Source organism: Streptomyces chengmaiensis (assembly GCF_029846775.1).
Lineage (GTDB): Bacteria > Actinomycetota > Actinomycetes > Streptomycetales > Streptomycetaceae > Streptomyces > Streptomyces chengmaiensis.
On record NZ_JARWBG010000016.1, the window covers coordinates 81,025 to 94,339 of the forward strand.

General features: G+C 74.5%; 10 protein-coding genes. 6 read left to right on the forward strand and 4 right to left on the reverse strand.

What is annotated here, in order from left to right; genetic code table 11:
* Positions 1 to 261: 261 nt before the first annotated feature.
* The 3 genes from QCN29_RS15915 to hemC all read left to right on the forward strand — a co-directional run bounded on the left by QCN29_RS15915 (position 262) and on the right by hemC (position 3,911).
* Entirely contained in the window at positions 262 to 453 is a 192-nt protein-coding gene (locus QCN29_RS15915; protein WP_240134560.1) for a DUF6381 family protein, read from the forward strand.
* A gap of 648 nt (positions 454 to 1,101) precedes the next feature.
* Positions 1,102 to 2,811: a sigma-70 family RNA polymerase sigma factor gene (locus QCN29_RS15920; protein ID WP_398859249.1), complete on the forward strand. Its 1,710-nt coding sequence runs from the start codon at positions 1,102 to 1,104 to the stop codon at positions 2,809 to 2,811.
* 164 nt (positions 2,812 to 2,975) lie between these two features.
* Positions 2,976 to 3,911, forward strand: a complete 936-nt coding sequence (hemC, locus tag QCN29_RS15925; RefSeq protein WP_279928725.1) for a hydroxymethylbilane synthase — start codon at positions 2,976 to 2,978, stop codon at positions 3,909 to 3,911.
* A 51-nt stretch (positions 3,912 to 3,962) separates the two neighbouring features.
* Here the strand turns inward: hemC and QCN29_RS15930 are convergent, their stop codons facing one another.
* Both QCN29_RS15930 and QCN29_RS15935 read right to left on the reverse strand, forming a co-directional pair.
* A complete protein-coding gene (locus QCN29_RS15930) occupies positions 3,963 to 4,451 on the reverse strand; it encodes a DUF5709 domain-containing protein (protein ID WP_279928726.1) in 489 nt (162 codons plus the stop codon).
* 148 nt (positions 4,452 to 4,599) lie between these two features.
* Positions 4,600 to 5,901 (reverse strand): cytochrome P450, encoded by a 1,302-nt coding sequence (locus tag QCN29_RS15935; RefSeq protein ID WP_279928727.1) that lies wholly within the window; start codon positions 5,899 to 5,901, stop codon positions 4,600 to 4,602.
* 737 nt (positions 5,902 to 6,638) lie between these two features.
* Here QCN29_RS15935 and QCN29_RS15940 point away from each other — a divergent pair.
* On the forward strand, positions 6,639 to 7,550 hold the full coding sequence (locus tag QCN29_RS15940; RefSeq protein WP_398859233.1) for an SDR family NAD(P)-dependent oxidoreductase: 912 nt from the start codon (positions 6,639 to 6,641) through the stop codon (positions 7,548 to 7,550).
* 84 nt (positions 7,551 to 7,634) lie between these two features.
* Entirely contained in the window at positions 7,635 to 9,152 is a 1,518-nt protein-coding gene (gene hpnR, locus QCN29_RS15945; protein WP_279928778.1) for a hopanoid C-3 methylase HpnR, read from the forward strand.
* 58 nt (positions 9,153 to 9,210) lie between these two features.
* Here hpnR and QCN29_RS15950 read toward each other — a convergent pair whose 3' ends face one another.
* Both QCN29_RS15950 and QCN29_RS15955 read right to left on the reverse strand, forming a co-directional pair.
* Positions 9,211 to 10,110 carry a DMT family transporter gene (locus tag QCN29_RS15950; protein WP_279928728.1) on the reverse strand — a complete coding sequence of 300 codons (900 nt, stop codon included), beginning with the start codon at positions 10,108 to 10,110 and terminating at the stop codon, positions 9,211 to 9,213.
* A gap of 4 nt (positions 10,111 to 10,114) precedes the next feature.
* The gene (locus tag QCN29_RS15955; RefSeq protein WP_279928729.1) at positions 10,115 to 11,443 is read right to left on the reverse strand and encodes a glycosyltransferase; all 1,329 of its coding nucleotides are present in this window, start codon (positions 11,441 to 11,443) and stop codon (positions 10,115 to 10,117) included.
* Between the two features lie 342 nt (positions 11,444 to 11,785).
* On the opposite strand from QCN29_RS15955, the gene QCN29_RS15960 reads away from it, so the two are divergent.
* Positions 11,786 to 13,024, forward strand: coding sequence for a glycosyltransferase (locus QCN29_RS15960; protein ID WP_279928779.1), 1,239 nt, complete (start codon positions 11,786 to 11,788; stop codon positions 13,022 to 13,024).
* The last annotated feature ends 291 nt before the right edge of the window (positions 13,025 to 13,315 follow it).

Genomic DNA, 13,315 nt, shown 5'->3' on the forward strand with positions numbered 1-13,315 from the left:
AGATGTCCGCATGTTCGTGACGCCCCGCGGCCGACCGGCCGCCGGTCGGCGCTCCGGCGCTCCGGCGACCGGCGGCCGGCCGCGGGCGGCTCGATGCTCGACGGGACCGTCCTCGGTGCCGCAGCCTGCGCGGTCGTTCACCGCTCTACTGCGCTGAACTGCGGTGATGACATGGAGTGAGGCTTCGAGGTGCGGGGGCGTCGGGCTGCTGGTTCGCTGAGGAGGCCCCTTCCTCATCCCCCACATCTCGAGGAGCAACTCATGAGTGCTGTGGACGAATCCGGCGGCCGGGCCCGTCAGCTGCGCGAGAAGGCGCAGGAACTGCGGCAGGCGGCGGAGCGGGCCGACGACCCGGAGCAGCGCCGGCGGCTTCAGGAGAAGGCCGACCGGCTGCAGCAGCAGAGCGAGCAGGTGAGCGGCATGGGCAGCGGGGACATCTATCCGCTGGAGTGAGCGCCGTATGGCGAGGCCGTAGGCCGTACGGCGATGACGTGCGGCGCGAGGGCGGCCGCGGACCGTGCGCATGCGGTCCGCGGCCGCCCTCGCATGCGACTGCCGGACGGCATCGCCGCGGCGTGCTGCGCCTTCGCTCCGGCGCCTGCCCCGCCTTGTCCGCCGCGGAATGAAGATCTTGGGAAACGCCGAGATTCACCAGGGAGCAGACCCTCCAGCCGGCCCGCGAGACCCACGCGGTAGCCCCCGGCGCGATCTCGTACTGCGCCTCGACGACCTCTGCCCCTTCCTCGGGGCCCCGAGGAGATGTTCCGCTACAGCAGGGCGACGCTCACCTGCCGCGGAAACATCGCCGGCTCCGTCATCTTCGACGCGCTGGCCCGGCTCTTCGCCGAGGGCGGACCCGAGGACGGGGCCCGCCGCCTGATCGCCGGCTTCGGGCCCGGCATCACCGCGGAGATCGCCGTCGGCCCCCGGGTCGCCGACGACCGCGAACCGGTCGGCTTGGACCTGGCGGCCGTCGTGGCCTCAAGCCGAGCCCCTCAACCGGAAGAACAGTCTCCACGATTTCCGTTATCGACGCCCGGGCAGGGCGTCTCCCTAGGTGTGGGACGTACAGTCCGAGCCGAGACGGAGAGTGGAGAGATCGTGAGCAGTGACGTCGACGCCGCAGTGATAACGGCGGCGCAGTCGGGGGACCGGAGTGCCCGCGACCGGCTCGCCGCAGAGTCCCTGCCGCTCGTCTACAACATCGTCGGCCGTGGGCTGCACGGGCATGCCGACGTGGACGATGTGACGCAGGAGACCATGCTGCGCGCGCTCGACAGTCTTGGAGGCCTGCGCGACCCCGGCCGTTTCCGGTCCTGGCTGGTCGCGATCGCGATGAACCAGATGCGCGGCCACTGGCGGCGGCGCGGGGCCGGAGCGGCTGCCGGCCTGGACGAGCTCCACGACCTGCCCGACCCCCGCGCGGACTTCGTCGACGTCACCATCGCCCGGCTCGGGCTGTCCGGCCAGCGCAGGGAGGTCGCCGAGGCGACGCGGTGGCTCGACCCCGAGGACCGCGCCCTGCTGTCGCTGTGGTGGCTCGAGGCCGCCGGCGAGGTCACCCGGTCGGATGTGGCCGAAGCCCTGGAGCTCACGCCCCAGCACACCGCCGTACGGGTCCAGCGGATGAAGGCCCAGCTCGAGGTGGGCCGCGTCGTGGTACGGGCGCTGGCCGCCGAGCCGCACTGCGTGCTGCTGGAACCGCTGACCGAGCAGTGGGACGGCATACCCTCCGCGCTCTGGCGCAAGCGGATCGCCAGGCACGCCCGGCAGTGCACCGTCTGCTCCGGGCACTCGTCGGGGCTGATACCGGCGGAACGGCTGCTGGTCGGCCTGGCGCTGACGCCGCTGTCGGCGGCGCTCGCACTGCGCTGGACCGCCGGCGCCCCGCCGTACGCCGGCCCCGCCTCGTACGCCGGGCCCGCGAAAGCGAACCCGGACGCCTCCGAGCACCACGCCGAATCCGCCGAACCCGTCGCGTCCGCGGCGGACCCGGCGGTCCGCCCGGGCTCCGCCGGGGCGGACCGGCCGGGGGGACGTCATGGCCGGCGCACCCGCACCCGCCAGGAGCTGCGCCGGGGACGCCGCGCCCGCCGCCGTACGGCCGCGGCGGCGGCCGCCGTACTGATCGCAGGGGGCGGCGGTGCGCTCCTGCTGCTCCCCGAGGAAGAGGACAAGGACCGGGCGGCCGCCTCGTCGGCCGCCGAAACCGACTCCGGGCCGGCGCTCCCGCACACCGCTTCGACGTCCTCGTCGCCGTCCCCCTCCCCGAGCCCGTCGAGCGCCTCCCCGACCCCCTCCGCGTCCCCGACCCCCTCCAAGAGCTCCGCCGCACCGAAGAAGACCGAGCAGCCGGCTGCGACACCCCCGCGCACCACCGCCCCGCGACCGCCCGCCACCCCCCGATCCACCCCGCCGGCCACACCTCAGGGCTTCGTCGCCGAGGTCACCGACCTGGTGAACGCCGAGCGCGCCAAGGAGGGCTGCGGTCCCGTCAGCGGCAACACCCAGCTGCACCAGGCCGCGCTCGGCCACTCCGAGGACATGGCGGCCCGGGACTACTTCTCCCACTCCAGCCCCGAGGGCACAGGACCGGGAGAGCGCATCACCGCCGCGGGCTACCAGTGGAGCACCTACGGCGAGAACATCGCCCGCGGGCAGCAGACCGCGGCCCAGGTCATGGAGAGCTGGATGAACAGCCCCGGCCACCGGGCCAACATCCTCAACTGCTCCTTCAAGGAGATCGGCGTCGGCGTCCACGAGGGCCAGGGCGGGCCCTGGTGGACGCAGGTCTTCGGCGCCCGCCGCTGATCGCTGTGGAGGCCCCGCCGGAGCACCGCGGCGCGGCCCGCCCGGCCGCCGCGGCCGGATGGGCAGCCGTGCGGCTACAGCCCCCCTCGGCGTCCGCTCGTACCCCGCCCCTCATCCGCAAACGCCGTCCGAGCGCCCCCCTCTGACGCTCTATCGTGTAAGCCATGTCCACCCCTGAGCTCATCCGCATCGTCTCCCGCGACTCGCCCATGGCACTCGCCCAGGTGGAGCGCGTACGCGCAGAACTGGCCGTCCGCCACCCCGGTGTCACCACCGAGGTCGTCCCCGTCAAGACCACCGGCGACAAGTGGATGGGCGACCTCTCCCAGGTGGAGGGCAAGGGCGCGTTCACCAAGGAGGTCGACGCAGCGCTGCTCGCGGGCGAGGCGGATCTCGCCGTCCACTGCGTCAAGGACGTGCCCGCCGACCGGCCGCTGCCCGCCGGCACGGTCTTCGCCGCGTTCCTCAAGCGCGACGACATCCGCGACGCCCTCGTCCACCCCGCGGGGCTCACCCTGGACGAACTGCCCGCCAAAGCCCGCATCGGCACCTCCTCCGTACGCCGCATCGCGCAGCTCGCAGCCTCCCACCCGCACCTGGAATGCGTGCCCATGCGCGGCAACGCCAACCGCCGGCTGGACAAGCTCCACGCGGGCGACGCCGACGCCCTGCTGCTCGCCGTCTCCGGCCTCGCACGCATCGGCCGCATGGATGTGATCAGCGAGATCCTGCCGGCCGACGTGATGTGCCCGCCCATCGGCGCCGGCATCCTGGCACTCCAGTGCCGCGAGGGCGACGCCGAGCTGATCGACGCCGTCAGCGGCCTCGGCGACCCCGACGCCCACCGCGAGGCCACCGCCGAGCGGATGCTTCTCCATGTCCTCCAAGGCCACTGCAACAGCCCGATCGCCGGATACGCCCGGGCCGAGCGCAACGGCGACCTGTCGCTGCGGGCCTGCGTGTTCACCCCCGACGGCAAACGCGTCCTCAACGCACACGAATGGGCAGGCCCGCTCGACCCCGCCACACTGGGCATCTCCGTGGCCGTGGCCCTGCTCCGCCAGGGAGCCCGGGAGCTGATCGACTCCATCGGCCACTGACCCGCCCGCCCGTCCGTCCGCCCGCCTGTCTGCCCGTCCGTCCGCGTCGGCTCAGCTCTCGGCTCCGGCGGCCGGCTCCTCCACGACGTGCATCGCCGCCTCCTCCGCGGAGGCCGCTCCGCCGTCCACCCCCACATCGCGCGCCACCAAATCGCTCGGACGGCGCGGCGTGGGGTCGTCCGGGCGGGTCAGCCGCCCCGCCCGCACCTCGCCCGCCTCGTCGTCCAGCGGCTCGCCCTCGCCGCCCGGCAGATCGCCGATGCCGTCGCCGTCCTCCTCCGGCCCGGCGCCGGAGCCGTCCGGCTGCTCCCGCGCCAGCCGCTGATCAAGCGTTTCGCCCCGCAGCTGCTCCGTGCCGGTCGTCCCGTACGCCTCCACCGCGAGCGGCCGCTCCGGCGGCGAGTAGCCCTCGTCCAGCAGCGCGTCGAGGTCCTTCTCGTCGAGCACGTTCTCCATGTCGAGGTCGTCGGCCGGCCGGTTCTGCACATCCGAGCCCGTCGGCTGGTACACCTCGTCGCCGCGCGTCGTCTCGTCGGTCATCAACGTCGACCCGCCTTCCGTTCTGCCAGTGGCGGGGTCCGTGCCGGGCTCCAGCCGCTGGGGCAGCCGATGCGGTCTGTGCCCCCGCGTGCCGGGTGCCCGCGCACGGCTGCGGGCAAACGGCCCCGGAGCCCCCGGCGACCGGGGATCACCAGTCCGGCCTGCGGTTCCGCGCCCGGGGCGGCGCGGCGTGCGGGGGCGGCACCGAGACGACCAAGCCGCTGCGCGGCCGCGTCGGCACATGCCGCAGGGGGATCGCCAGGTCCTGCCGCGGCACGTCGTAGTCCATGCCGGCGAGCCGCGTCGACACCGACCGCAGCAGTGCGACGGTCACATCCTCACCGGGGCAGCGATGGCCGTGCGGATCGCCGCCGCCCTGCGGGATCAGCTCGTCGCGGCCCGGCTGACGCCCGAGGAACCGCGCCGGATCGAAGGCATAGGGATGCGGCCACAGCGCGGGGTCGTGGTTCTGCCCGTACACGTCGAGCAGCACCAGAGAGTGCTCGGGGACCGTCACCCCCTCCCAGTGCAGCTCACGGGCGGCGAGACCCACGATGAACGGCACGAACGGATAGAACCGGCGCACCTCGTGGGCGAAGGCCTCCGCATACGCCGCGTCCCGGGCCCGCAGCGGCGCCCGGTGCTGCGGCCAGCGGTGCAGGGCGTGCGCGGCGAAGACGACGTACCAGGCGACGGCCGTGGCGGGCCGCACGATATTGAGCGCCTCCACCGCCGCGGTGTGCTCGTCCAGCAGCTCACCGTAGGCCCCGCGGTGCAGCGCCACCGCCCGCACCAGCGACCCCTGCGGCCCCGCGCCGTTCCGGCCAGCGGCCCGTTCCGCCGCCTCCCGCTCTGCGCGGATCAGCTCCTCGAACCGCTTCTCCTGCCGGATGCGGGCCCGCCGCGCATGCCAGTGCCGCGGCCCCGCGGTGGCGAAGCCGTCGACCATGGCCACCATGTCGTCCGCCGTCTGCACGGTCTCCTCCGCCGGCAGCGGTACGCCCGCCCAGCCGCACACGGCGCGGGTGAGCACCACGCTCGTCGCCCGGAACAGCTCGACGGCGGGCTGCTGCGCCCAGGCGCGCGACGCCGCGTCCCACTCCGTCCCGACGCGCTCCACCAGGGACGCCACCGGGGCTTCGCCGGTGAGCAGGGTCAGGAACAGCGCCTTGCGGGCGCGGTGCTCCGGTCCGTCGAGCGCCTGGACGGCGCCGCGGCCGAACAGCGTGTCGACGACGGGGGCCGGCAGCGCCGACCGGCGGACGACATGCCGTTCGTCGTAGAAGAACCGGACGGCGTCCGGGCCGTGCAGGGCCGTCGCCGTCCGCCCCGCCAGCCGGGTCTGCACCGTGTTCTCGCCGAGGTGCCTGCGCAGGTCGGGCAGCCAGGCGTAGCCATGTGTCAGGAAGGACACGGTGCTCTCGACGACGGGTGCCGTGCGCTGGTTCATACGACGCCGGGTGCCCCGTACGGCGCGATGCACTCACGCCCGGCAGACGCCGGATGCACAAGGCGCCGACGCTGCGGGAGGTGAGCGCCTGCCGGCCGTGGCCGGCCGCCGAGCTCCGCACGATCGGCCCGGAGGCCGTCCCGCGCTCGGCGCCACGGCGGCAAGGCGCTGTACGGCGGCAAGGCGCTGTACGGCGGCACGTTCCGGCTGATCCGGCAGCGGGCTCCTGCTGCCGCCGCCCGGGGCGCTCGGCACGCCGGAGCCCTCCGCAATGCCCGCCGAGGACGGCGGGGCCGGAAGCCGGGGGTGTGTCGTCTCGCCCCGTCCACCCCTCGGCGTGCTGCGCGGACGACCGCGAGGCCGCCTGCCGGGGCTGCCGTCGGATCTGCGGGTGGTCGACGACGCGCCGGGCTGATGTGATTGCCGCGGGCCGGGCCGCAGAGGGCCCCGGAGGCGCGCTGGGGACCGTCGCGGGTTCATCCAGTCGCACCACCGGCATCCGCCCTTCGGCGTGTCCCCGGCGGATATGCGGCCGCGTCGGTTCTGCTGTTGCATGAGTGACGATCCGCGCGGCAGCCGCCCCCAGTCTCCTCAAGACACCGCGGAAGACCCTTGAGACCCAGCGTCCGAGAGGCCTGAGCAGCCTGAGACATCCGAGAACCACCGACGCCCCACGGACGGAAAGCACCGGCAGAGCAATCGGCAGACCAACCGGCAACCGAGCCAAGGAGAACGGTGTGGCGAGCGCATACCTGGCCACCGGCCCCGGCCCCGAACCCCCGCCGCCCGACGCGGGAGAACCGCACGGCCGCACGGGTTCCGCCGCCGGTCCCGGCCGCTCGGCAGGTCAGCCCCGCGGAGCGGTGCGCGGCCGTCCCGCCGGCGAGCCGGCCGACCGCCCCGTCGCACTGATCACCGGAGCGTCCTCGGGCATCGGCGCGGCGGTCGCCGCCCGCTTCGCCGCCGACGACAAGCGGGCCTGGCGGCTCCTGCTCCACGGCCGTGACAGACAGCGCCTGGGGCTGCTGGCGGCCCGTACACACGGCTCGGCCGTGCCCGCCGACCTCACCGACCCCGCCGCGGTGCAGCGGCTGTCACACGCCGTCCTGGAGGACGCCGACCATGTCGACGTCCTGGTGGCCTCGGCCGGCGTGGGCTGGTCGGGGCCCTTCGTGGCCATGCCGCACAAGGCCATCGACGAGGTGCTGTCCGTGGACTTCGCGGCCCTGGTCCATCTGGTCCGCGCGGTGCTGCCCCGGATGGTCGAGCGGGGCAGCGGGCAGCTGGTGCTCATCGGTTCGATCGCCGGCGCCGTCGGCGTCCGGGACGAGGCCGTGTACTCCGCGGCCAAGTCGGCGCTCGGCGTCTTCGCCGACAGCCTGCGCTACGAGCTGCGGGGCACGGGCGTCCACGTCTGCCTGGTCGTGCCGGGCATCGTGGACACCCCGTTCTTCGCCCGGAGGGGAACCCCCCGACCCACCAAGGTCCGCGCGGTCAGCCCGGCGCAGGTGGCGGACGAGGTGTGGCGGGCCGTCACCAGCGGGCGACGCCGACAGGAGATCTTCATCCCCCGGTGGCTCCGCCTCCCCGCCCGCCTGTACGGCGCGACCCCCGGCCTCTTCCGGCGACTGGCGGGGAGATTCGGCTGACCCACCGCCCAGGACTGCCGGGACGTGCAGCGAAGCCCGTCGAGGACGTCGACCAATCCGTCAGCTGTCGGCTGGAGACTGATGATGCGTGTGATGCTCGTACACCCGAGTGCTCTGATGTACTCGGAGATCTTCCTGCGCCTTGAGCCCCTGGGCCTGGAACGGGTGGCCGCAGCAGCCCGCGACGCGGGACACGAGGTTCGAGTGGTGGACCTGCAGGTCCTCTCCCGCTCCCTGCTGGACAGGGAGATCGCGTCGTTCCGTCCCGAGGCGCTGGGCGTCTCGCTGAACTATCTGGCGAACATTCCCGAGGCGATCGACATCGCCCGCCACGCCAAGGCCGCCGCTCCGGGGTGCTTCGTCTTCTTCGGCGGGCACAGCGTGTCCTTCATCGCCGAACACGTGCTGCAGCAGGCGGACGGCGCGGTGGACGCCATCGTGCGGGGCGAGGGCGAGCCCGCCGTCGCGCCCCTGCTGGCCGCGGCCCGCGACGGCGCGGCGCACACCGTGCCCGGCGTCGTCTCACCTCAGGGCCGCGGACCCGCGCCCAAACTGCTCGACAGCCTGGACCGGCCGCTCCCGGCCCGCGATCTGATGCGCAAGCGCAACCGCTACTTCATCGGCGAACTCGACCCCTGCGCCTCGATCGAGTTCACCCGCGGCTGCCCCTGGGACTGCTCCTTCTGCTCCGCGTGGACCTTCTACGGCCGCAGCTACCGCAAGGCCTCGCCCGAGGCCGCGGCCGACGAGATGGCCTCGATCCGCGAGCCCAACGTCTTCATCGTCGACGACGTGGCCTTCATCCGCCCCGAACACGGCGACGGCATCGCCGCCGCCCTGGAGCGCCGGAAGATCCGCAAGCGCTACTACCTGGAGACCCGCAGCGATGTGCTGCTCCGCAACGAGGAGGTCTTCCGCAGGTGGACGCGCCTGGGGCTGCGCTACATGTTCCTCGGCATGGAGGCCATCGACGCCGAAGGGCTCGACCTCTACCGCAAACGGGTGAGCCCGGACGACAACTTCCGCGCCCTGGAGACCGCGCGCCGCCTCGGCATCATGGTCGCGATCAATCTGATCGTCGACCCCGCCTGGGACGAGGAACGCTTCCGCGTCGTACGGGAGTTCGCCATGAGCGTGCCGGAGATCGTGCATCTGACGGTCATGACCCCCTACCCCGGGACCGAGATCTGGCACACGGAAGCCCGCCATCTGACCACCCGCGACTACCGGCTGTTCGACATCCAGCACGCCGTCGTCCCCACCAAGCTTCCGATCGACGTCTTCTACCGCGAACTGGTGCGCACCCAGGCCGTCATCAACCGCAAGCACCTGGGGCTGAAGACGGCGGTCGGGGCGATGCAGGTGCTGGGGCGCAATCTGCTGCACGGTCAGACCAACTTCGCCCGCATGCTGTGGAAGTTCGGCCGTGTGTACAACGTGCAGCGGCAGCTCGCGGACCACCGCCGGCCGGTGGAATTCGAACTCCCGCTCCCGCAGCGCCGGGTGTCCGCGCCTGCGCGGCAGGACCTGTACATCCACGCCCGAACGGCGACGCACGCGCGGCGGACGGCGGGGCCCGGGGAGACCGCCGCGGCGGACTGAGACACGGGCCCCTTCCCGTACCCGGGCTCCGCCCCGAAGGCCGGGGAGCAGATCCGCATCACCCCGCGCCGGACGGCACCCCCTTTCGCCGCCCGGCGGTCTGGCGGCCGTACAGGGCCCTGAGCACGGGAGACGTGTCCAGTGCGACGATCCCGGCCAGCGTCACCACCGCACCGCACCCCGCTGCCACTCCCGCCGCCCACCCGCCCCGCAGGCTCTCGCCGAAGAGCCCGATGCCCACCGCGATGGCCACGGCCGGCTCCGCCGCGTCGATGACGGGCATGCCGGCGGCCAGCGGGCCGGCCTGGAAGGCGCTCTGGATCAGCAGGAGCCCGCCCAGGCTGGCGGCCACCAGGAGATAGGTCTGCCAGGAGGCGAAGACCGCCGCCGCGCCTTCGTCGAAGCGGTCGACCGTCGCGTCCAGCAGAACGGACTGGCCGCCCATCACCACCCCGGCCGCCAGCGCGATCAGGGAGGCCTTCGGCGGCCCGGTGACGGCGCGGCCGGCGGCCAGGGCCGTGGCCGCGAGGCCGCCCAAGGCGCCCAGGGTCAGCAGCCAGCCGCCCGGGCTCGCCTCGGTGCTGCCCCCCTGGGGCCGGGCGGCCAGCAGGGCGACCGCGAGACCGCAGGTCACCGCCGCGGTGCCGGCCCATTCGCGCGGGCCCAGACGGGTCCGGGCCAGCCGCGCGGCCAGCGGGATGGCGAAGACCAGCTCGCAGACGATGAGCGGCTGCACCAGGCTCAGCGGGGCGTGTGCGAGGGCCAGGGCCTGGAAGCCGTAGGCCAGCACCGCCAGCCCGATGCCGCCCAGCCACATCGGCTGCCGTACAAGGTGCCGCACCAGGGCGGGGGAGAGGGACTCCTCGTCCGGTCGGCGCGCGGCGGCCCGCTGCTGGAGCACCCCGGCCAGGGCGAAGCACGCGGCAGCGGCCAGCGAGGCGACGACGGCGCCCCACACCTCGTCAGCCGTCCCCGGGCGACGGGAGCGGCGCGACCGCGCGCCACACCGGCAGCAGATCCTCGGTCAGCACCTCGGCCCAGGTCCGGTGGCGGGCGGCAGCCGATGCGGCCGCACGCCGCCCCATGGCGGCGCGCTCCGCCGGATCGTCCGCCAGCGCCGCCAGCGCGTCCGCCCAGCCCGCCGGGCTGTCGTCCGTCACGGTCAGCCCGTCCCGGCCGGGGGCCGCAAGCCACTGGGTGGTACGGGCGCCCGCCGGCAGCACCACCGGCAGCCCGCAGGCCATCGCCTCGCCGACGACATTGCCGATCGTCTCGGTCAGGGACGGGAGGACGAAGACGTCACAGCCCGCGTACACCAGGGCCAGCCGGTCCTGGTCCAGCGTGCCGAGCAGCGTCGCGCCGCCGCCGAGCAGCCCGGCCACCCGCGCCGAGTCCTGACCGGCTCCGGCGACGACCAGATGCGCCGAGCGGCCCCGCTGCCGCAGCAGCCGTACGGCCTCCGCCGCCAGCAGGACCCGTTTGGAGGAGTCGACGCGCCCGGCGAACAGCACCCGCACCGGGTCCCGGGGGACGCCGAGGAGCCGGGTCAGCTCGGCGCGCGCCGACGGGTCGGGGCGGAAGCGGGTGTGGTCCACGCCCCTGCCCAGCAGCGACACCCGCTGCTCGCCCGCCACTGCGGCGATCTCGGCGCGTTCCGCATGCGTGGAGACCATCACCCGGTCGCAGGCCCGCAGAATCCGGTCCCGTCTGCGCCGAACCAGGGCGGCGCTCGCCTCGGCCAGCGCACGGGGCCCCCGGCCCGCGCGCCGGCCGGTCAGCTCCTGGACGTACAGGGCGGTGAGGGCGGGCACATCGGTGTGGACCGAGCCGACGAGCCCCGCTCGGTTGGGCAGCCCCGAGCGGCGCTGCGCGCGGCTGAGGCGCACCGCGGTGGTGGCGAAGGAGAAGACATGGGTCAGATGCCACACGTCGTGGAAGGGGAGCAGCCGTCCGAGCGCCGGATGGTGCGGCGCGACGTCGCAGACGTCGACGCCGCGGTCCCGCACCAGCGGGGACGTGCTGATCAGCGGTGGCAGGGTGACGAAGCGGACCGAGGGGGAGAGGGGCTCCATGCGGGGCCTGTCGCCGAGCACATACAGCGTCAGATCGACGCCGAGCTCCGCGGCGGGCAGCCCCGCGGCCGCCTCGGCGAACCGCTCCCAGCATTTGACCTGGCCGCCGGCGGAGCCGGTGCGGACCAGATCGACGAGGACCGCGACGGACGGCGTGCCGGCGGGAGACGGCAGCGCGAGGTCTCCCCCGAATGGAATGCCCGTCAGCGGATCGCTCACCGTAACAGCCCTTACCGAGGAGACCCCGTCCCGGGCAGACCCGTCCCGAGGCGGCCTTGCCAAGGCCGTGAGGCCGATGAGCCGATCGTATTCGATCTCCGCATCTCCGGCTCGTCCACAGGCGGCACAGGACATGGACCGGCCCAATGGACCGGCCCAATGGACCGGCCCGTACGGTGCCGGACGGACGCCCCCGGCCTCTGCCGGGCGGCGCCCGGCGGGCCCTTTCGGCGTCAAGGCGGTCCGCGGAGCCGACGGCGGCCGTCCGGGCGTCGCCGCGGCCGGAAAGCATCGGCGTCGCCACGGCGGCCGTCCATACTGGCCGACGTGCGCGTAGCGGTCATGACAGCAGGGTCGCGGGGCGACGTGGCCCCCTACACAGGTCTCGGGCACGGCATCGCCTGTGCGGGGCACGAGGTCACCCTCGTCACCCACCGGCGCTTCGAGCCGCTGGCGCGCTCCGCCGGCATGGGCTTCCACACGCTGCCCATGGACCCGTATGCCGAACTGCACTCCGAGCGGGGCCTCGCACTCCACCGCAGCGCCACGGGGGCGGGCAAGCTCGCCCGGATGCTGCACATGGCCCGGGAGCATGCGGGACCGGTGGCCGAAGAACTGCTCAAGGCAGGGCAGGAGTCCGACATGCTGCTGCTGGGCGGCACGGTCGCCCCGCTCGGCCAGGTCGTCGCCGAAGGCCTCGCCCTGCCGGCCCTCGGCGTCTACCTTCAGCCCCTGGCCCCCACGCGGGAGTTCCCGCCGCCGGTGCTGGGCGTCCGCTCCTGGGGAGCGGCGGGCAACCGGCAGGCGGCGCATCTGGTGAACGCCTCCCTCGACCTGGTGTTCGCCGCAGCCGTCAAGGACCTGAGGGCCCGGCTGGCGCTGCCCCCGGCCGGCCCGCGCGCCGTCCGGCGGGCGCGGGAAGCCTGCGAATGGCCCGTCCAGCACGGCTTCAGCCCCCAGGTGGTGCCCCGACCCCGGGACTGGCGTCCCGGCCTGGACGTCGCGGGCTACTGGTGGCCGTACGACCCGCCGGGAAGCGAACTGCCGCGCCCGCTCGCCGACTTCCTGGCCGCCGGCCCGCCGCCGGTCTTCGTGGGTCTGGGCAGCGCCACCGTGCCCGACCCGGACCGCCTCAGCCGGACGGTCGTCACCGCGCTGCGCGCGGCCGGACTGCGCGGAGTGATCCAGAGCGGCTGGGCCGGGCTGGCCGCCGAAGGAGACGACATGCTCACCGTCGGCGAACTCCCGCACGCCGCGGTCTTCCCGCACATGGCCGCGGTGGTCCACCACGCGGGCGCGGGCACCACCGCGGCCGCGCTGCGGGCCGGCGTTCCCGCGGTGCCCGTCCCCATCCAGTTCGACGCGTCCTTCTGGGCGTCCCGCCTCATCGCCCTGGGCGTCGCCCCCCGGTCCGTCCCACTGCGCGGCCTCACCGCCGGTGCGCTGGCCACGGCGCTCACGCGGGCGGTCTCGCTCCCCGCGTACCGCGACCGTGCGCGGTCCCTGGCCTCCCGCCTCCGTGCGGAGGACGGCGTGGCCCCGGTCGCCGCCGCGGTCGCCGCCGCCGCGACTGCCGGCTGACGGGGCCGCTCCGGCCATCTCCCGGACCGCCGGGCCCGGAGCGGGACGCCGCCACGCGGAGCGGGGAGCCGTACGGGACGGCCCGCGGCGCTCACGCGGCGCGCCTGAAGCCGCCGCGGCAGTGCGTTGTGGCACGTGGTCCGGGTGCGGTGGCGCGCCGAGTGGGTGGGGCGGTTGCGCGGTCCGGTGTCAGGGCGTTTCGTGCGGGGAGTTCGCCAGCCGGCAGTGTGTTGTGGCACGTGGTCCGGGTGCGGTGGCGCGCCGAGCGTGTGAAGCGGCCGCACGGCCCGG